The 20324-nt window shown below is 58.5% G+C and carries 18 protein-coding genes; 9 read left to right on the top strand and 9 right to left on the bottom strand.

The genetic code is table 11. From position 1 onward, the window contains the following. Window positions 1-57: 57 nt before the first annotated feature. The gene (locus tag AB8804_RS08515) at window positions 58-1110 is read left to right on the top strand and encodes a patatin family protein (RefSeq protein ID WP_371185002.1); all 1053 of its coding nucleotides are present in this window, start codon (window positions 58-60) and stop codon (window positions 1108-1110) included. Next, window positions 1110-1895, top strand: a complete 786-nt coding sequence (locus tag AB8804_RS08520) for a TatD family hydrolase (RefSeq protein WP_371185003.1) — start codon at window positions 1110-1112, stop codon at window positions 1893-1895. Before AB8804_RS08515 ends, AB8804_RS08520 begins: the two co-directional genes overlap by 1 nt. On the opposite strand, the gene AB8804_RS08525 is transcribed toward AB8804_RS08520, so the two are convergent. Both AB8804_RS08525 and AB8804_RS08530 read right to left on the bottom strand, forming a co-directional pair. Continuing rightward, on the bottom strand, window positions 1884-2744 hold the full coding sequence (locus AB8804_RS08525) for a YjjW family glycine radical enzyme activase (protein WP_371185004.1): 861 nt from the start codon (window positions 2742-2744) through the stop codon (window positions 1884-1886). The genes AB8804_RS08520 and AB8804_RS08525 overlap by 12 nt on opposite strands. Continuing rightward, window positions 2719-4266 carry a YjjI family glycine radical enzyme gene (locus tag AB8804_RS08530; protein ID WP_371185005.1) on the bottom strand — a complete coding sequence of 516 codons (1548 nt, stop codon included), beginning with the start codon at window positions 4264-4266 and terminating at the stop codon, window positions 2719-2721. Before AB8804_RS08530 ends, AB8804_RS08525 begins: the two co-directional genes overlap by 26 nt. Before the next feature lie 262 nt (window positions 4267-4528). On the opposite strand from AB8804_RS08530, the gene deoC reads away from it, so the two are divergent. The 4 genes from deoC (at window position 4529) to deoD (ending at window position 8838) form a co-directional block, all read left to right on the top strand. Beyond that, window positions 4529-5308: a deoxyribose-phosphate aldolase gene (deoC, locus tag AB8804_RS08535; RefSeq protein ID WP_371185006.1), complete on the top strand. Its 780-nt coding sequence runs from the start codon at window positions 4529-4531 to the stop codon at window positions 5306-5308. Window positions 5309-5414: 106 nt separating this feature from the next. Beyond that, entirely contained in the window at window positions 5415-6737 is a 1323-nt protein-coding gene (gene deoA, locus AB8804_RS08540; protein WP_371185007.1) for a thymidine phosphorylase, read from the top strand. Between the two features lie 52 nt (window positions 6738-6789). Further along, the gene (gene deoB / locus AB8804_RS08545; protein WP_371185008.1) at window positions 6790-8013 is read left to right on the top strand and encodes a phosphopentomutase; all 1224 of its coding nucleotides are present in this window, start codon (window positions 6790-6792) and stop codon (window positions 8011-8013) included. Between the two features lie 105 nt (window positions 8014-8118). Further along, complete coding sequence (gene deoD, locus AB8804_RS08550; RefSeq protein WP_065357047.1) at window positions 8119-8838, top strand: purine-nucleoside phosphorylase; 720 nt, start codon at window positions 8119-8121, stop codon at window positions 8836-8838. Between the two features lie 39 nt (window positions 8839-8877). On the opposite strand, the gene AB8804_RS08555 is transcribed toward deoD, so the two are convergent. From AB8804_RS08555 to AB8804_RS08585, 7 genes are all read right to left on the bottom strand, one after another. Then, window positions 8878-9582: a DUF1120 domain-containing protein gene (locus AB8804_RS08555; RefSeq protein ID WP_371185009.1), complete on the bottom strand. Its 705-nt coding sequence runs from the start codon at window positions 9580-9582 to the stop codon at window positions 8878-8880. A gap of 145 nt (window positions 9583-9727) precedes the next feature. Next, window positions 9728-12139, bottom strand: a complete 2412-nt coding sequence (locus AB8804_RS08560; RefSeq protein WP_371185010.1) for a fimbrial biogenesis usher protein — start codon at window positions 12137-12139, stop codon at window positions 9728-9730. Window positions 12140-12156: 17 nt separating this feature from the next. Beyond that, window positions 12157-12858 carry a fimbria/pilus chaperone family protein gene (locus AB8804_RS08565; protein WP_371185011.1) on the bottom strand — a complete coding sequence of 234 codons (702 nt, stop codon included), beginning with the start codon at window positions 12856-12858 and terminating at the stop codon, window positions 12157-12159. A gap of 71 nt (window positions 12859-12929) precedes the next feature. Further along, a complete protein-coding gene (locus AB8804_RS08570) occupies window positions 12930-13643 on the bottom strand; it encodes a DUF1120 domain-containing protein (RefSeq protein WP_371185012.1) in 714 nt (237 codons plus the stop codon). A gap of 261 nt (window positions 13644-13904) precedes the next feature. Further along, entirely contained in the window at window positions 13905-14612 is a 708-nt protein-coding gene (locus AB8804_RS08575; RefSeq protein ID WP_371185013.1) for a DUF1120 domain-containing protein, read from the bottom strand. Window positions 14613-14801: 189 nt separating this feature from the next. Then, entirely contained in the window at window positions 14802-15818 is a 1017-nt protein-coding gene (gene lplA, locus AB8804_RS08580; protein WP_371185014.1) for a lipoate--protein ligase LplA, read from the bottom strand. A gap of 40 nt (window positions 15819-15858) precedes the next feature. Next, window positions 15859-16503 carry a YtjB family periplasmic protein gene (locus AB8804_RS08585; protein ID WP_371185015.1) on the bottom strand — a complete coding sequence of 215 codons (645 nt, stop codon included), beginning with the start codon at window positions 16501-16503 and terminating at the stop codon, window positions 15859-15861. A gap of 116 nt (window positions 16504-16619) precedes the next feature. On the opposite strand from AB8804_RS08585, the gene serB reads away from it, so the two are divergent. The 3 genes from serB (at window position 16620) to nadR (ending at window position 20318) form a co-directional block, all read left to right on the top strand. Further along, on the top strand, window positions 16620-17588 hold the full coding sequence (gene serB / locus AB8804_RS08590; protein ID WP_371185016.1) for a phosphoserine phosphatase: 969 nt from the start codon (window positions 16620-16622) through the stop codon (window positions 17586-17588). A 74-nt stretch (window positions 17589-17662) separates the two neighbouring features. Then, entirely contained in the window at window positions 17663-19048 is a 1386-nt protein-coding gene (gene radA / locus AB8804_RS08595) for a DNA repair protein RadA (RefSeq protein WP_126816009.1), read from the top strand. Window positions 19049-19085: 37 nt separating this feature from the next. Beyond that, a complete protein-coding gene (nadR, locus tag AB8804_RS08600) occupies window positions 19086-20318 on the top strand; it encodes a multifunctional transcriptional regulator/nicotinamide-nucleotide adenylyltransferase/ribosylnicotinamide kinase NadR (RefSeq protein WP_371185017.1) in 1233 nt (410 codons plus the stop codon). Window positions 20319-20324 lie beyond the last annotated feature (6 nt).

The raw sequence follows: 20324 nt of genomic DNA on the forward strand, positions 1-20324 counted from the left end.
ATGGTACACGAGTGCGCTACTGTGTCTTATCAGAACAATGAAAACAGGAAAGCAGAGGTGGGGCAGCGAATACCCGTTACGCTCGGCAATATCGCGCCGCTGGCGTTAAAGCCGTTTCGCGCAGGACAGCTTGCGCTGGTATGTGAAGGCGGCGGACAGCGCGGCATTTTTACGGCCGGCGTGCTGGACGAGTTTATGCGCGCGCAGTTTAACCCGTTCGATCTCTATTTTGGCACCTCCGCCGGTGCGCAAAACCTCTCAGCCTACGTCTGTAACCAGCCGGGCTACGCCCGAAAAGTGATCATGCGTTACACCACGGCGAAAGAATTTTTCAACCCGGTGCGCTTTGTGCGCGGCGGAAATCTTATCGATCTTGACTGGCTGCTGGACTCCACCTCCAGCCAAATGCCGCTGGCGATGGACACGGCGGCGCGGCTGTTCGATACCGGTAAATCGCTCTGGATGTGCGCCAGCAAAGGCGATGACTACTCTCCCAGCTATTTTTCACCGCAGAAAGAGAACTGGCTCGATATTATCCGCGCCTCAAGCGCCATCCCCGGCTTTTACCGCACGGGCGCGCTGCTGGAGGGGATCAGCTATCTTGACGGCGGGATAAGCGACGCGGTGCCGGTGCAGGAAGCGGCGCGGCGGGGCGCGAAAACCATTGTCGTGATCCGCACGGTGCCTTCGCAAATGTATTACACCCCGCAGTGGTTCAAGCGTATGGAGCGCTGGCTGGGCGACAGCAGCCTGCAGCCGCTGGTGGATATCGCCCATCGGCACGAGTCCAGCTATGGCGAAATGCAGCGCTTTATCGAAAAACCGCCGGGCAATCTGCGCATCTTTGAAATTTATCCGCCAAGGCCGCTGGTCAGCATGGCGCTGGGCAGCCGTCTCCCGGCGCTGCGCCAGGACTACAAAACCGGTCGGCTGTGCGGGCGCTATTTCCTTGCGACGGTGGGTAAAATGCTGGCAGCACAGCCGCCGATCCGGCGGCATAAAACGATCATCACGCCGCCCGCGGTGGTGGCTAACGACGCGCTGGACGTGCCGCTGGTTAACGCCGCGCAGGCGAACGACACCGCGTTTGATAACGAGGATCTGGCGTAATGCACCGCTTTGTCGACACCCACTGCCACTTTGACTTTCCGCCGTTTACGGGGGATGAAGCGAACAGTATCGACCGTGCGGCGCAGGCGGGCGTGCGGGCCATCATTGTGCCGTCGATTCAGGCCGACAGGTTTGAGCGCGTGCTTAAGCTCGCGCGGCAGCACGACGCGCTGTACGCGGCGCTGGGGCTGCATCCGATCGTTATTGAACAGCATCGCGATGAGGATATCGACAGGCTGGATGACGCGCTGAACGCGCCGAACGGCAAGCTCGTTGCCATCGGCGAGATCGGCCTCGATCTCTACCGGGACGATCCGCAGTTTGAGCGTCAGGAAGCGATCCTTGAGGCGCAGCTCAGGCTGGCAAAGCGCCACGATCTGCCGGTGATCCTCCATTCCCGCCGCACCCACGATAAGCTGGCGATGCACCTAAAGCGCCAGAACCTGCCGCGAACCGGCGTCGTGCACGGCTTTTCCGGCAGCCTGCAGCAGGCGCAGCGGTTTATTGAGCTGGGCTATAAAATTGGCGTCGGGGGCACCATCACCTATCCTCGCGCCAGCAAAACCCGCGACGTGATGGCACAGCTCCCGCTCCCGGCGCTGCTGCTGGAAACGGATGCCCCCGATATGCCGCTGAATGGCTTTCAGGGCCAGCCTAATCGCCCCGAACGGGCCGCGCGCGTGTTTGCTGAACTGTGCGAACTGCGACAGGAGCCGGAGGATGTGATTGCCGACGCGCTGCTTGAAAACACCCGCGCAACGTTCGGCATCACGCTAAAGGTATAGCGCCGGACGAATCACCCTAATCTGCTGCTTTTCCAGCGCCCGCGCCAGCGGCTCCACGTCGTCCGGCGTGGCGCTGCGCCATGACGCCGCCTCGCCGTAAACCCCGTGGGCGTGAAATGCGTTAATGCGCACCGGAATGCCCCCAAGCGCGCGGATAAACGCCGTCAGGGCGGACAGATGGTCCAGATAATCACACCGTTCCGGGATCACCAGCAGCCGCAGCTCGGTGAGGCGCTGGCGATCGGCCAGCCAGCGTATGCTCTGCTTGATCTGATGGTTATCGCGCCCGGTCAGGAAGCGGTGATGCTCACTGCCCCACGCCTTGAGATCCAGCATCGCGCCGTCAAGCACCGGAAGGAGCTTCTGCCAGCCGGTTTCGCTCAGCAGGCCATTGCTGTCCACCAGGCAGGTTAAGTGGCGCAGCGCAGGGTCGGCTTTGATCGCTGAAAACAGGGCGATCAAAAACGGCAGCTGGGTTGTCGCTTCGCCGCCGCTCGCGGTGATCCCTTCGATAAAGGGCGCGGCTTTGCGGATCTGCGCGAGGATCTCCTCAACGCTGTAGCGCTGCGCCATGGGCGTTGCCTGCTGCCGGCACAGGTGCAGGCAGGTATCGCACTGCTGGCAGAGGCTCTCCTGCCACCAGACGCGGCCGGCCTGCACGTTTAGCGCGTCGTGCGGGCAGTGGGGAACGCAGTCGCCGCAGTCGTTGCAGCGGCCGATTGTCCACGGGTTATGGCAGGTTTTACAGCGCAGGTTGCACCCCTGCAGGAACAGCGCCAGGCGGCTGCCCGGCCCGTCCACGCAGGAAAACGGGATAACCTGACTAACTAAAGCGCATCTGCTGTTCATGGCTCACCACTCGCGGCTGTCGCTCCAGAATGCGGGTATTGCGCGCGGCCTCCTCGCCGAGCCAGGTGGTGTTCGTGCGCGACCCCGCCTCGCGGTACTTCTCGAGATCCGACAAACGCACCATGTACCCGGTGACGCGCACCAGATCGTTACCGGCAACGTTAGCGGTGAACTCGCGCATTCCGGCCCTGAACGCGCCCAGGCAAAGCTGGACGACCGCCTGCGGGTTGCGCTTGACCGTCTCTTCCAGCGTCAGAATGTCGCTGATCCCGGCGTGGTAATACTGATGGTGCGGCGCAACGGCCAGCAGGTGGCTGATGGGATCGGGCTCATCGCCATAGGGCAGGCGCGCGCCCGGCGTCGTGCCGAGGTCGGAGCTGATCCCCGACTGCGCGTGCAGCATCGCCCGCTGCTTCCAGCCGTGCTTTACCGGCGTCTCGTCGACAAACGCCGCGAGCTGTTCGCTGATGCGATAGCCCAGCGCGTTGGCCCGCTCGTCCTTGCCGTAACGTCCATCGATCCCTTCCTTTTCGCACAGCGTATTGACCGCTTCCGCCAGGCTGTACATGCCAAACATCGGCACAAAACGGTCGGCGTCGATCAGACCCTCTTTCACCAGGAAGCTATTCTCAAAGAAGCCGGACTGCTGATAGAGGAAATCGCAGCGGGCATCAATGATCGCAATCTGCTGCTGGCAGTAGTGCGGCAGCGCGCGGGTGAAGAAGTCTTCGACGGATTCGCTCCGCCCGGCAATCGCCTTCAGGTTGAGGCGCACCAGGGTGCTGCCGCCGCCTGCGAGGGGCAGAGAGTTGTAACAGCTAACGACGCCGTAGCGTCCTTTTGTGAAAATTTTATCATTCACCGGGCCATTAGATACGTGCGGTTTACTGCATTCGCAAATGTTATTCGCGACGTTTAGCAGGAGATCGTCCGGCGTGATCTGCGGGTCATAGATAAAGGTCAGATTGGGCGCAACCTGCTTTAGATCAGCATCGGCGCGAAGAATGGCGCGCGTAACAGGCGTATCTTCCGGGCCGATGTTGGCGTGCATAAAGGCATCCGGCAGCGTGCGGTCCAGGTAGCGCCAGAAACGTTTTATTCGAACATCGATTTCTTCTTGTGTTAGAATTTTAACATACGGTTGCAGCAGCGCATCCAGATGGCCCAGGTACACCGGCATGGATGTGACGGAGGGAACATGGTGGTAGAGGATGGTGAGCAGCGACAGCGCGTCATCAAGATCCTGCGCCCCCTCCAGCTCCAGCCAGTCTGACCCGTTCGCGAGGAATTTGGCGTAGTCGGGCAGGACGTAGCGCGGTTTGTAGGGCGCGTGTCCCTCGAACATATCGCAGATAACGCCCTCGTCCAGCGCGGCGCGGGCTGCGGCCGGAAGCGCCGGGTAGGGTAGGTTGTTTTCCGCTTCCAGCGCCAGAAAATGACGCTTCTGCTCGGGGCTCAACGTCGGGCTTGTCACAATTTGCTGGCAACGTTGCTGCATGTCATCGGGGCTGGCGTGGGACATATTCGCTTCCTTTATCGTTCTGCGGATGATGCCGAGAATTTTAAGAAGCGATCCCGTCGGGGCTATTGATCCCACAGGGGTAACCGCTGTTTTAGGCAGCCGTTATCGGATTAAAATTTGATGCCGATCTCATTACAGTAATGCAAATTTGCACGAAGTTTTCATTAACTGTGATGAATGTCGAAGTGTAGGTGCGGCTGGATGTTAGAATAGTCACAGACCGCAAGGTAAAATTTATACGGCGATGCCGTTGGAGAATGTTATGACCGATTTAACCGCAAGCAGCCTGCGCGCGCTGAAGCTGATGGACCTGACCACCCTGAACGATGACGATACCAATGAAAAAGTCATCGCCCTGTGCCACCAGGCGAAAACCCCCGTCGGCAACACCGCCGCTATCTGCATTTACCCGCGTTTTATCCCTGTCGCGCGTAAAACCCTGAACGAGCAGGGCACGCCGGAGGTGCGTATTGCAACCGTGACTAACTTCCCGCACGGTAACGACGACATCGAGATTGCGCTGGCAGAAACCCGCGCGGCGATTGCCTACGGCGCAGACGAAGTTGACGTAGTGTTCCCGTACCGCGCGCTGATCGCCGGCAACGAGCAGGTGGGCTTTGACCTGGTGAAAGCCTGTAAAGACGCGTGCGCGGCGGCAAACGTGCTGCTGAAGGTGATCATCGAAACCGGCGAGCTGAAAGAAGAGGCGCTGATTCGCAAAGCGTCTGAAATCTCCATCAAAGCGGGTGCAGACTTCATCAAAACCTCTACCGGTAAAGTGCCGGTAAACGCGACGCCGGAAAGCGCGCGCATCATGATGGAAGTCATCCGCGATATGGGCGTTTCGAAAACCGTTGGCTTCAAACCGGCGGGCGGCGTGCGCACCGCGGAAGACGCGCAGCAGTTCCTGGCGATCGCGGACGAACTGTTCGGCGCCGACTGGGCAGATGCCCGCCACTACCGCTTCGGCGCATCCAGCCTGCTGGCAAGCCTGCTGAAAGCGCTGGGCCACGGCGACGGCAAGAGCGCAAGCAGCTACTAAGTTTGAATTGCCGGGTGGCGCTGCGCTTGCCCGGCCTACCGGATCGCAGCGCGGGTGAGCGCAGCGCCACCCGCCACAATTCCCCCGATTCCGCATGGAGGTTACCGTGTTTCTCGCACAAGAAATTATTCGTAAAAAACGTGATGGTCATGCATTAAGCGACGAAGAGATCCGCTTCTTTATCAACGGCATTCGTGATAACACCATCTCTGAAGGGCAGATTGCCGCCCTGGCGATGACCATCTTCTTCCACGATATGTCGATGCCCGAGCGCGTGTCGCTGACCATGGCGATGCGAGATTCAGGAACCGTTCTGGACTGGAAAAGCCTTAACCTCAACGGCCCGATTGTTGATAAACACTCCACCGGCGGCGTGGGCGACGTCACGTCGCTGATGCTTGGCCCGATGGTGGCCGCCTGTGGCGGTTACATTCCAATGATTTCCGGGCGCGGCCTGGGCCATACGGGCGGCACGCTCGACAAGCTGGAAGCCATTCCGGGCTTCGATATCTTCCCGGACGACAGCCGCTTCCGCGACATTATTAAAGACGTTGGCGTGGCGATTATCGGCCAGACCAGCTCTCTTGCTCCGGCAGACAAGCGTTTCTACGCCACGCGCGACATTACCGCCACCGTTGACTCCATCCCGCTGATCACCGCCTCGATTCTGGCGAAAAAGCTGGCGGAAGGGCTGGACGCGCTGGTGATGGACGTGAAGGTGGGCAGCGGCGCGTTTATGCCAACCTATGAACTCTCTGCCGCACTGGCTGAAGCCATTGTGGGCGTCTCCAACGGTGCGGGCGTGCGTACGACCGCCCTGCTGACCGACATGAACCAGGTGCTGGCCTCCAGCGCCGGTAACGCCGTTGAAGTGCGCGAAGCCGTGCAGTTCCTGACGGGTGAATACCGCAACCCGCGTCTGCTCGACGTCACCATGGCGCTGTGCGTTGAGATGCTAATCTCCGGCAAGCTGGCCAACGACGACGCGGACGCGCGCGCCAGGCTTCAGGCGGTGCTGGACAACGGTAAGGCGGCGGAGATCTTCGGCCGCATGGTGGCGGCGCAAAAAGGCCCGACCGACTTTGTCGAAAACTACGCCAAATACCTGCCAACCGCGATGCTCAGCAAGGCGGTGTACGCGGACAGCGAAGGCTTTGTGTCCGCGATGGACACCCGCGCGCTCGGCATGGCGGTTGTTTCCATGGGCGGCGGCCGTCGTCAGGCGTCGGATACCATTGATTACAGCGTCGGCTTTACCGATATGGCCCGTCTTGGCGACAGCGTTGACGGCCAGCGTCCGCTGGCGGTGATCCACGCGAAGGACGAGGCCAGCTGGCAGGACGCGGCGAAAGCGGTGAAAGCGGCAATTAAGCTTGACGATAAAGCGCCTGAAAGCACGCCTTGCGTCTATCGTCGCATCACCGAATGACTGTATACTGATCTGATCCCTATTTTTTAAGCACTGAGTACGGAGAACAATTATGAAACGTGCATTTATTATGGTGCTGGACTCATTCGGCATCGGCGCAACCGAAGATGCAGAACGTTTTGGCGACGTGGGTTCCGATACCATGGGCCACATCGCGGAAGCCTGTGCGAAAGGCGAAGCGGACAACGGCCGCAAGGGCCCGCTGAATCTGCCAAACCTGACCCGTCTCGGCCTGGTCAAGGCGCACGAAGGTTCTACCGGTAAAATCGCAGCCGGTATGGACGGGAGCGCGGAAGTGGTGGGCGCATACGCCTGGGCGCACGAGCTCTCTTCCGGCAAAGACACCCCGTCCGGCCACTGGGAAATCGCCGGCGTGCCGGTGCTGTTCGACTGGGGCTACTTCTCCGATCACCAGAACAGCTTCCCGCAGGAGCTGCTGGACAAGCTGGTTAAGCGCGCCAACCTGCCGGGCTACCTCGGCAACTGCCACTCTTCCGGCACCGTGATCCTGGACGAGCTCGGCGAAGAGCACATGAAAACCGGCAAGCCGATTTTCTACACCTCCGCTGACTCCGTGTTCCAGATTGCCTGCCACGAAGAGACCTACGGCCTGGATAAACTCTACGAGCTGTGCGAAATCGCCCGTGAAGAGCTGACCGAAGGCGGCTACAACATTGGCCGCGTGATCGCGCGTCCGTTTATCGGCGACAAGGCGGGCAACTTCCAGCGTACCGGTAACCGTCACGATCTGGCCGTTGAGCCACCGGCGCCAACCGTGCTGCAGAAGCTGGTCGAAGAGAAAGACGGCCACGTGGTCTCCGTGGGTAAAATCGCGGATATCTACGCCAACTGCGGCATCACCAAAAAAGTGAAGGCGACCGGTCTGGACGCGCTGTTTGATGCGACCATCAAAGAGATGAAGGAAGCGGGCGACAAGACCATTGTCTTCACCAACTTCGTGGACTTCGACTCCTCCTGGGGCCACCGTCGCGACGTGGCGGGCTATGCTGCCGGTCTGGAGCTGTTCGACCGCCGTCTGCCGGAGCTGATGGAGCTGGTGGGTGAAGATGACATTCTGATCCTGACCGCCGACCACGGCTGTGACCCAACCTGGACCGGTACCGACCACACCCGCGAGCACATTCCGGTGCTGGTGTACGGCCCGAAAGTGAAGCCTGGCTCGCTCGGTCACCGTGAAACCTTCGCGGATATCGGCCAGACGATTGCGAAATACTTTGGTACGTCTGACATGGAATATGGCAAGGCTATGTTCTGAGGTCATTGCCGGGTGGCGGCTGCGCCTTACCCGGCCTACAAAACCGTAGGCCCGGTAAGCGAAGCGCCACCGGGCAAAAAAAACTCAAATGAAAAGGAACTGAAGATGGCAACTCCTCACATTAATGCAGAAATGGGTGATTTCGCTGACGTCGTATTGATGCCGGGCGACCCGCTGCGCGCGAAGCACATTGCGGAAACTTTCCTCGAAGACGTGCGTGAAGTGAACAACGTTCGCGGCATGCTGGGCTTCACCGGGACTTACAAAGGCCGCAAAATTTCCGTCATGGGCCACGGCATGGGTATCCCGTCCTGCTCCATCTACACCAAAGAGCTGATCACCGACTTCGGCGTGAAGAAAATTATCCGCGTGGGCTCCTGCGGCGCGGTGCGTATGGACGTTAAGCTGCGCGACGTGGTTATTGGCATGGGCGCGTGCACCGATTCTAAAGTCAACCGTATCCGCTTTAAGGATCACGACTTCTCCGCCATCGCGGACTTCGACATGGTGCGCAACGCGGTTGACGCGGCGAAGGCGCTGGGCGTTGACGCGCGCGTAGGCAACCTGTTCTCTGCCGACCTGTTCTACTCCCCGGACGGCGAAATGTTCGACGTGATGGAGAAGTACGGCATCCTGGGCGTGGAAATGGAAGCGGCGGGTATCTACGGCGTGGCGGCGGAGTTTGGTGCGAAGGCGCTGACCATCTGCACCGTCTCTGACCATATCCGTACCCACGAGCAGACCACCGCTGCGGAGCGTCAGACCACCTTCAACGACATGATCAAAATCGCGCTGGAATCCGTTCTGCTGGGCGATAAAGAGTAACGTTGTGCTGCCGGGCGGCCTTCGCCGCCCGGTTTCTCATTACAGGTACACCACGCTGATGGTTGCCTGACCATCAAACTCGGTGCGTTCCGTTAACGAGAGCTTCTTAAGACTTTCTACCGCCAGCGAGACGTTAAGCGGGAAGGTGACGCGCGTGACCGACATCGGCTCGGTTTTCCCCGTGCGCGCGACGCTCATCAGCCCCAAATCCTTATTCGCGATTGTTCCCGTGGTGGTTTTCTGCCAGCGGTTAACGCCTCTTACCGCCGTGGCGGCCGTGCGGATAGGTTCGGCAGACGCGCCGTTCGCGGTGACTTCAGCCGTACGCGTATAAATAGCGTAAGCGCCGATGTTTTTGCCGTCGTGGGTCTTGCCCAGGCCGAAGGTGGACGTGGTGCCGAGCAGGGCGTTGCCGTTGGCCGTGGCATTCATCACTTTCAGATTGGTGTTGCCGCCGGTGCTGGCGTTGGTTTCGGTGCGGTTATCGGCAATGCTCCAGCCGACTTTCGTCGGGGTCGGGCAGGTGATGGTCAGGTTCAGGCTTTTCTCACCCAACTGCGTTGCCTGGGTTTGCGACAGCTCGCCAACCTGGACGCGGCCAAAATCGACCACGCCGTTATTACTCAGCTCCGGCGTGCAGGGCAGGCTTGTGAGCGAGGCCTGCACCCTCAGGACGGCGGCTTCGTCAGCCTGGGCGCACGAGGCGGCCATCGCCAGTGCGGCAAAGAGAAGACTCTTTTTCATGTTTTTTCCTTAACATAGAGTTAAATGAGCAGTTCATTACATCGGTACAGCGACTCTGTTTTACTGATTTTCTTTTTATTCGCTCGGGTTCATCACCCGGAAGTGAATCCTGCGGGCTCCGCGCCGCGGCTGAAGTTGGCCAGCTTCACCGGCACACGCCCTGTGCTTTTTCGTAATACGCTTCCTTATCCTTCTCATCGCTCAGCGAATAGTGGATTTCGCAAATTCTGTTCATCCTGTCGTCAACAACGTAAAGCGCAGGAGAGTCAGACGCGTCGGAGATAAAGACGATGCCGTTATCCATCACGCTGACGACGTAATGACTGCTGCTGTCGACGATGCTCAGCCCGCGCTCCAGCCACTCGCCGCTCTCTCGTTTGACCTCCAGCAGGACGCGGCGGGTGTTCAGCACCCTGAAGTCGACCTGCGCAAACGAGCCGTACGCCGCCGAGACGGACTGAATGCCGTTCGACAGATCCATCCCTTTTGGCAGCGATCCCGCGTTAATCACAATCTGTGATTTTTGCCATTCACGCAGCCCGGGCACCACGGCCTGGCCCCAGTAGTCGGTCCAGACGGTGCCGTCCGGCGTGGTGATTTCGATTCCGCTCTCGGGCTCGCTCAGGCGCGCAATGCCAAAGGTCTCTTTGATTGGATAAGGGGTAAAGGTCATGCCGTGGCGGTGAAGGGCGATCCCGCCGCTTAAGGAGGTGCTGTAGTTGCGCTGATCCCCGTCGCTCATTCCGGCTGAAAGGCCAAGCTGCGTGTAATGCAGGTTAGAGCTGAGGTTGCCGTAGAAGGCGTTGCTTTTATCTTTATGATCGCGATCGGCCGAGAGGGAGTAGCTCACGTTTTGGCTGACGTTCCCGCTGACCTGAGTGCCGTAGGTCTTATTTTCACCCTGGCTGCGCATATAGGTGCTGATGCGGTCATCGCCCAAAGGCAGGTTGAGGTTGACATAAAACAGGTCATCATCCTGGCTTTGGTTGGTGTCGCCACTGCTGCTGTTCATGGCGTGCTGCCAGTTCACCGAGAGGGACGCGTGGTCGATGCTCTTGCTCCACGAGGCGATCACGTAGCGCGAGTCATCCCCCTGCTCATAGCCTGACGTCGCGCTGTACTGCAATGACACCGCGCCGAGCAGGTCGTGGCTCCAGCCGAGGTTTGCGCTCCACGCGTTCTGGGCGCTTAGCGCACCCTCATCCATCGCCTCGGTAAATTCCCGGAAATCACCCTGGTAGCGGGAGGCGCTGATCCCCAGCGAGAGCTGCGAGGGGAGAAGAAGATTACTCATCATTTCGGCCTTGCCGCCGCGCTGGGAGCCGTAAAAATCAGACTGGCTCATCAACATCGTGGTGGAGACCATCCAGTCTTCGTTGACTGACCACTCCAGCATGCCGCCAGCCGCCTGGTACTTTTCCGCCAGCACGCCTGCGGTAACGCCGGAAAGCTGCGGGGCGAGTCGCGTTCCGGTTGAGACGTTGAACACCCACGGCGTGGTATCCGTACTGCCGCCGTCGCGAACCCGTCCCAGTGACATACTCAGCCCCTCGGTGCGGGTTAATCCGGCGAGATTCAGCGACGATGCCGGAACCGTAAACCGCGTGGTTGCGCCATTGGTTTCAATGACGCAGACGTCGAGATCGCTATTGCTACGCACCACCGGCACGTCCGTCAGGGTGAACGGGCCCGCGTTGACCATCGACGAGTAGATAACCTGCCCGGACTGGCGGATCTCCACGCGGGCCTGATTGCTCCGGGCGATGCCGGTAATGGTTGTCGACGGGATATTCGGCTGCAGCCCCGTTTCGGGCATGAGCTGAAGACCGGTGATTTGTGCTCCGCTAAAGAGCGCTGAGCTGACGTTGATCTCGCCAACCTGCGCGCGCACCTTGCGGTCTTCGAAGACGTGCTCGGCATAGGTATAAAGATTTTCTGCGCTGCGCTGGCCGTTATCATCCGTGAGAATGTAATTACTGCGCAGGGTCCAGTTGGCAACGTTAATGCCGGTGCCGATATTCCCCTGCGAATAGGCGCTGCTGCCGCCGCTGCCGAACTGGTTGTAGTTGCTGAACGCGCTGTAGTTGATCAGGCCCGCGACCCCGCCATACGCATAGTATTTTGCAGAGTAGAATCCGTTATCCATTGCTTCGGCGGGGACGAACAGCTCAATAGAATCGGAATTTGGCTGCGGGGTAATCGTCGCCGAAGGGTAATCCTTCAGCAGGTCGTGGCACGTCTCTTCCGGGCTGCTTTTCAGCGGCAGCAGGCCGGTTGCTGCGGTGAAATCGTTATCCGCACAGAGATGACCCTCTTCACCAATCTCGACAACCAGCGTGCCTTTATCCACGCCGTTGATTTTGACCTGCAGCGCATGTTTACCGGGCAGGTAACGCTGCGCCTCTGAGAAATAGTGGGCAAGGTTGGTACTGATACCGCGGTTCGTCAAAATATCGGTATTAAAGTCCAGTTCGGCTGCGTGCAGCGTAAAGACGGGCAGACAGGCTGAGGCTAAAGCCGTCTGCCTTAGCCTGTTTTGCACAGAGAATCCCTTCACCAACGCCTCTCCGTCAATTAACGCTTAAGCGGAGCGGTGTAGTTATCCACTTCGATCCCGTATCGGCTGGCCGGGCTAAATTCCACGGCGTTGTCTGCGCTACCGGCAGGCTTATCCATCTCCACCTTCATGGTTTCGCCCGGCAGGATGAACGTTTTGTTCAGAACGCCTTCCGTGCGCGAAGGCAAAAGCGTCACGCTGGTGTTGAAGCGAACAACGTACGGTGAGCTGTTCTTTACCTGCACCTCTTTTCCCGCCATGGACCAGGTGAGCAGCGTCCAGGCATCGGTGACAACGGGCAGGGTTTCAGGATGAATGAGCACCGGCAAACTCTGACGAAGGTTGATCCCCACCTTCACCTTCTTATCGCTGGTTTTTGGCGGGATGCCCTCGAAAATCACGCGCTTGTAGTGTTCGACGGTCAGCGGCTGGTCGGTTTCAAGGATGAAGCGAACCTGCTGCTCCTGTCCTGGCTCAAGCCTGACCAGAGGTTGAGTAACGCTGAGCTTTACCCCGGCGTCGCCATCAGGATCGACAATGGTGGTATAGAGCAGGGTAGGAATGGTGTCGGTGTTTTTGACGTTCATCACGCCGCCATGGCTGGCTTCTTCAATCATCAACAGGGTGGTTTCAGGCACCATGCCGGCGGCAAACAGTGAAGGCGACAGGGTGGCAAAGAGCGCAGGCAGTAAATAGAGCGATTTCAGATTAGTAGACATAGCGTTCACAGGTTTGGCGAAGTAAAAAAAACTCCTCTCAGAACGCGAGGAGTTTGCAGAGAAGGTCTAAATCAGAGATAAACCAGGGTGATGGTGGATTGACCATCAAGTTCGGTTTTATCCGTCAGGGTGAGGTTTTTGCTTGGTCCGATAGCCAGTGCGATCTTCAGCGGGAAGCTGGCGGTGGTGAACGCCAGCGGCGCGCGTTCGCCCAAGGCGGAGACGCTCATGACGTCAGTGCCGTTGTTGTACAGGATGCCGGTTGCCCACATGTTGATCCAGCTTTTGCTGCTGATCACGCCGCCCTTGTACAGGGTGCTGCCGATAGCCTGCACCGGAGCACCGTCGGCAGTTACGGAAGAGATATCGGTAGACACAGCGTAGCCGCCGATTCGTTCACCCGCGCTGGTTTTGCCAACGCCGCTCATCATGGCGCCAGTGGCTCTCACGCCGTTTGCGGTACCGTTTTCGATGTAAAACTCGCTGGCCAGGGTTTTCGCACCCAGGTTGGAGTCTGGACGATCGTCGTTAATCGCCCAGCCAACGCGCGTGGCGGACTGGCACTTGATGGTCAGCGTCATGTTTTTATGACCGGCCTGGTAAGGCACGGCTGAAGAGAGCGAGTCCAGGCCCACTTCACCAAAATTGGCCAGACCGCCGTTTGTTAATTCCGGTACGCAGCCTGCGGTGGTCAGCGAGCCCTGAACTTTAAGCATTGCTGTAGGATCTGCATATACTGCCGTTGCGGTCAGAGATAATACCGCAGCAAGAAGATGCTTTTTCATAGTTTTTCCTTAACCATAAAGCATGAAATATCGTTGAGCATATTTGAATAAAATTATTCTCGACTTCGCTTGCTATTCTTTTAACTGCAAAAATAACAAGTGGGCTGATTCTATTGATCATTCCTGTAATAAAGAATTTAGTTTTTCTACGTTACGGTTTGAGTATTATTAACTGATCAATGAATACATTTATGGATGTATTTATATTTGACCTTAAAACGGCGGAAATACTCCGCCGAGAAAATATCATGTACTCAGAAATTAGAGATAAAGAAGCGTAATGGTGGTTTCGCCGCTCAGCTGCGCTTCGTCAGTTGTGGTCAGACGATTCGTATTAACAATAGCCAGAGACACTTTGAAAGGGTAAACCACATTGGTGATTGGCAGAGGTGAAATACTTCCCGGGCGGGTCGCCGTCATGATTTCAGAATTTCCGTTGGCAATAATGCCGGAATTCAGGTTGCGCCACATATACTCACCCTGGCTGTTCACCCACGACGGGGCAAAGATCGCCTGGGCCGGCGCGCCATTGGCGGTAATTTCATTGAGGCGGGTGCTGATGGCGTAAGCGCCAATTTTCTCGCCCGCCGCGGTGGTGCCGACGCCGTAGGTCGTCCCTGCGCCGTAGACATCGCCGCCGTTGTCTTTTGCATCGCGGATGACGAACTCGCTGGAGCTCAGGTCGTTTGCGGCGTTGGAGTCCTCTTTATTGTCGGCGATGCTCCAGGCAACCTTGGTGGCGGCCGGGCAGTTGATGGTTAAAGACATGTCTTTATGGCCCATCTGGTTGGTCTGGGTCGGGGAGAGCTTGTCCAGCGCAATGGTGCCAAAATCAATGGCGCCGCCGTTGCTTAAGGTGGGGGTACAGGAGGCATTATTCATTTTGCCTTTTACTTTCATCACAACGGAATCAGCGAGCGAAGCGGTAGATGTCAACGCGACAATCATCGCAATAGCGATTTTTTTCATTGTTATTCCTTAACCATAAATTAAAAATAGGATATATTTATTTGGAAAGTCGCTTGTATAATACAAGCGAGCTGATTCTATTAAGGGAACCTGTAATTTAGATAATTAGGAACTCTTCATTGAATTTTGAGCGTTCCTAATGTGTGTAAATACATTTGCGCATGTATTTACACGAAGGGGATGGATTTTTTATTTAATGGCCTGATATATCCAGGCGGATAATTCTCGTAATTCCTTTTCCTGTTCAGGAAAATCGGCAATTAAGATATCGCACGCCTGCTGCAGCCTATCTGCCCGATACAAACACCCCTGCAATCGTATGGCCAGCGCCTCCAGCGGTGCCGGATTCAGGCTATCGGTAAAGACCTGCGTGCGGGTGATATGGCCTTTCTCCACGTCGAAGTGCAGCTCCACGCCGCCCCAGGTGAAGCGCTCGTCCAGCAGATGTGAAAACGCCGGGGCCTGACCGAAGTTCCACTCCCAGCTGCTCTGGCGCGCAAAGGTTTCAGCAAAATTGGGCAGGTCGGGCGTCTTATCCGGTGAAATCACTTCGGCCTGTACCCGCTCACCGTAGTGGGCAAAGAAAGCCTCCTGGACAGCCTCGCAGATTTGCTCGTGCGTAATGTCCGGCAGCAGCTCAACCAGGTTCGCCACGCGGCCGCGCACCGAGGTGATGCCTTTTGCCTGAAGCTTTTTCTTGTCTGGATTGAGGTAGTTTGCCAGACGGCTCAGATCGGCATTCAGCAGCAGGGTGCCGTGGTGAAAACCGCGATCCATGGTTTCGCGGTAGGCCGAGCCGGAGACTTTGCGATCGCCTTCGGCGGTTTTGACCACCAGATCGTTACGCCCGGAGGCCTCCGCCGTGACGCCAAGCGCGTTCAGCGCGTTGAGCACAATAGAGGTAGAGATCGTTTTATCGTATTCCGGCTTGCCCGCCATAAAGGTAAAGCAGGTATTGCCGAGATCGTGGAACACCGCGCCGCCGCCGCTGCTGCGGCGCGCGAGGCGGACGTTATCCTCTTCCATGCGCCGCGTGTTGCACTCTTTCCACGGGTTTTGCGCGCGGCCGATGACCACCGTGTCCGCATTGCGCCAGAGAAAAAGTACCCGCTGCGTGGCGGGCATCTGGCGGAAGATGCACTCTTCCACCGCGAGATTGAACCAGGGATCGTAAGAATCAGAGATGAGCAGGCGTAGCGTCGACATGGCAGATTTCCTTATTCCGAATCATCTGCCTACTTTATCACTAATCCTTCTTCTCGCTCTCTTCCTCTTCCGGAACGGATTTGCTGGCGGTCAGCAGGAAGGGGGATTGCTGCCAGCGGGTGCGCTTGCCCTGCAGCAGCGTGCGCGCCAGCACGACGCCGATGGCCAGCGAAAGCAGCAGCATCAGGCGAAGAATATTGGTAGTGTTATCGACCTGTTTGGCTTCGGTCGGCAGGGTGTGGGTGTCGAGCGTCAGGCGTAAATACCCCAGCGGACCATTCTTCCCCTGAATAGGTTCGACGATCTGCTGGTTGAAGTAGCCCCCGGCTTTTTTACCGTCCAGCGCCAGCCTGTCGCGCACGTCAACGTGCTCGCCCGCGCGGGCAATCAGGTCGCCTTGCTCATCGTAAACGCCGGCGTCGAGAATGCGGCTGTTTTCCGTAAGCTCGCGCAGCACCTGGCCTATCCGCTTGTCGTCCGGCGTTTCGGTACGCATCGACGGGGCGACGTTGAGCGTCACCTGGCGCGCCAGCGTGCGGGCCAGCTCCTCGAACTGCGGGTTGCGCTGACGTTGATGGTTCTGGCTAAACCAGGACGCCCCTTGCATCAGCAACACCAATAGTGCGAGACAGATCAGGACAATCACGGCGCGATGAAGCCGGAATTTCAGTTTTGCTCGAGCCATATTCCACCTGCTGAAAATTTACGGCTTAATGTTGCCAGAAGTGATGGTTACAGGGTAGCCTCATGCGTTATTTTCCCTCTTGACCTTGCGGCGCGAACGAATTTACAGGAGCTTCAATGCCGAACATTACCTGGTGCGACCTGCCAACGGATGTCTCTTTATGGCCAGGATTGCCGCTCTCGCTAAGTGGCGATGAGGTGATGCCTCTCGACTATCACGCTGGTCGTAGCGGCTGGCTGCTGTATGGCCGCGGGTTGGATAAGCAGCGCCTGACCCAATATCAAAGCATGCTGGGCGCGGCGATGGTGATTGTTGCCGCCTGGTGCGTGGAAGACTATCAGGTCATTCGCCTCGCGGGCTCCCTGACGCAGCGCGCCACGCGCCTGGCGCACGACGCCGGTCTGGACGTTGCGCCGCTCGGCAAAATCCCGCACCTGAAAACCCCGGGCCTGCTGGTGATGGACATGGACTCCACCGCCATTCAAATCGAATGCATCGACGAAATTGCGAAGCTGGCGGGCAGCGGCGAGCTGGTAGCGGAAGTGACCGAACGTGCGATGCGCGGCGAGCTGGATTTCACCGCCAGCCTGCGCCAGCGCGTGGCAACCCTGAAGGGGGCGGACGCCAACATTCTGCGCCAGGTACGCGATGAGCTGCCGCTGATGCCGGGGTTGACGCAGCTGGTGCTGAAGCTCGAAACGCTTGGCTGGAAGGTGGCCATCGCCTCGGGCGGCTTCACCTTCTTTGCGGATTACCTGCGCGACAAGCTGCGTCTGACCACCGTGGTGGCGAACGAGCTGGAGATCCTGGACGGCAAGCTGACCGGCCAGGTGATTGGCGACGTTGTGGACGCGCAATATAAAGCCAATACGCTGACCCGGCTGGCGGAAAAATATGAGATTCCGGTCGTGCAGACCGTCGCTATCGGCGACGGCGCGAACGATCTGCCGATGATCAAGGCGGCGGGGCTCGGCATCGCCTATCACGCCAAGCCAAAAGTGAATGAAAAGACGGAAGTAACAATCCGTCACGCTGACCTGATGGGGGTGTTCTGCATTCTCTCCGGCAGCATTAATCAGAAATAACGGTCTGCTTTGTAGGCCGGGTAAGCGTAAGCGCCACCCGGCACGCAGGCCGCACAGAAATAACGAGGTAACCCGTGGCGAAAGCTCCAAAACGCGCATTTGTCTGTAATGAATGTGGTGCGGATTATCCGCGCTGGCAGGGGCAGTGCAGCGCCTGCCATGCCTGGAACACCATCACCGAAGTGCGCGGCGTGGCGGCTTCGCCGAGCGTGGCCCGCAACGAGCGCCTCAGCGGCTATGCGGGAAATGCCGGCGTGTCGAAGGTGCAGAAGCTTTCCGACATCAGCCTCGAAGAGCTGCCGCGCTTCTCCACCGGGTTCAAGGAGTTTGACCGCGTGCTCGGCGGCGGCGTGGTGCCGGGCAGCGCGATTCTGATCGGCGGTAACCCGGGCGCCGGTAAATCGACCCTGCTGCTGCAAACGCTGTGCAAGCTCGCCGAGCAGATGAAAACCCTGTACGTCACGGGCGAAGAGTCCTTACAGCAGGTGGCGATGCGCGCGCACCGTCTGGGCCTGCCGACCGGCAACCTGAACATGCTTTCGGAAACCAGCATCGAGCAGATCTGCATGATTGCCGAGGAAGAGCAGCCGAAGCTGATGGTGATCGACTCCATTCAGGTCATGCACATGGCGGACATTCAGTCCTCGCCGGGCAGCGTGGCGCAGGTGCGCGAAACCGCCGCCTACCTGACGCGCTTCGCCAAAACGCGCGGCGTGGCGATCGTGATGGTCGGCCACGTCACCAAAGACGGCTCGCTGGCCGGACCGAAGGTGCTTGAACACTGCATCGACTGCTCGGTGATGCTCGACGGCGATGCGGACTCCCGCTTCCGCACCCTACGCAGCCACAAGAACCGCTTCGGCGCGGTAAACGAGCTGGGCGTGTTTGCGATGACCGAGCAGGGCCTGCGCGAGGTCAGCAACCCGTCCGCGATCTTCCTGAGCCGCGGGGATGAAATTACCTCCGGCAGCTCGGTGATGGTGCTGTGGGAGGGCACGCGCCCGCTGCTGGTCGAGATTCAGGCGCTGGTGGATGTGTCGATGATGGGCAACCCGCGGCGCGTGGCGGTCGGCCTGGAGCAAAACCGCCTGGCGATCCTGCTGGCCGTACTGCACCGTCACGGCGGGCTGCAGATGGCGGATCAGGACGTGTTCGTCAACGTGGTCGGCGGCGTCAAAGTCACCGAAACCAGCGCGGACCTGGCGCTGCTGCTGGCGATGGTCTCCAGCCTGCGCGACAGGCCGCTGCCGCAGGATCTAGTGGTCTTCGGCGAAGTGGGCTTAGCCGGTGAAATCCGCCCGGTGCCGAGCGGGCAGGAACGTATCTCCGAGGCGGCGAAGCACGGCTTCCGTCGGGCGATCGTTCCGGCCGCCAACGTGCCGAAGAAAATTCCGGAAGGGATGCAGGTTTTCGGCGTGAAGAAACTCGCAGATGCGTTAAATGTCTTTGACGACTTATAATTACGTAAATTTGATTTTGCAGGAGGCACCGTAATTCATGTCATCATTTGACTATCTCAAGACCGCCATTCGCCAGAAAGGCTGCACCCTGCAGCAGGTAGCGGACGCCAGCGGCATGACCAAGGGCTACCTGAGCCAGCTCCTGAACGCCAAAATCAAAAGCCCCAGCGCGCAAAAGCTGGAAGCGTTGCACCGTTTTCTGGGGCTTGAGTTTCCGCGCATCCAAAAGAACATCGGCGTGGTGTTCGGCAAGTTCTACCCGCTGCACACCGGGCATATTTATCTGATCCAGCGCGCCTGTAGCCAGGTCGACGAGCTGCACATCATTATGGGCTACGACGAAACCCGCGACCGTCAGCTGTTCGAAGACAGCGCCATGTCGCAGCAGCCCACGGTGTCAGACCGCCTGCGCTGGCTGCTCCAGACGTTTAAATACCAGAAAAACATTCGCATTCATGCCTTTAACGAAGAGGGCATGGAGCCGTATCCCCACGGCTGGGACGTGTGGAGCAACGGCGTAAAAGCGTTTATGGAAGAGAAGGGGATCGCCCCTAACTGGATCTATACCTCCGAAGAGTCCGACGCGCCGCAGTTCCGCGAGCACCTGGGCATAGAAACCGTGCTGATCGATCCGAAGCGCACCTTTATGAACATCAGCGGGGCGCAGATCCGCGAAAACCCGTTCCGCTACTGGGACTACATTCCCACCGAGGTGAAGCCGTTCTTCGTGCGCACGGTTGCCATTCTGGGCGGCGAATCGAGCGGCAAATCGACGCTGGTCAACAAGCTTGCCAACATCTTCAACACCACCAGCGCGTGGGAGTACGGGCGCGACTACGTCTTCTCGCACCTTGGCGGCGACGAAATGGCGCTGCAGTATTCTGATTACGACAAGATCGCGCTTGGTCACGCGCAGTACATTGATTTTGCGGTGAAATACGCGAACAAAGTGGCGTTTATCGACACCGATTTCGTCACTACCCAGGCGTTTTGCAAAAAATACGAAGGGCGCGAGCATCCGTTCGTGCAGGCGCTGATCGACGAATACCGCTTCGACCTGGTGATCCTGCTGGAGAACAACACCCCGTGGGTCGCCGACGGCATGCGCAGCCTCGGCAGCTCGGTGGACAGAAAAGAGTTCCAGACCATGCTGGTTGAGATGCTCAACGAGAACAACGTGCAGTTTGTGCACGTTGAGGAGTCGGACTACGACAGCCGATTCCTGCGCTGCGTCGAGCTGGTGCGGGAGATGATGGGAGAGCAGGGGTAAAAACGA

It is taken from the genome of Enterobacter sp. KBR-315C3_2022, assembly GCF_041399425.1.
Lineage (GTDB): Bacteria > Pseudomonadota > Gammaproteobacteria > Enterobacterales > Enterobacteriaceae > Enterobacter.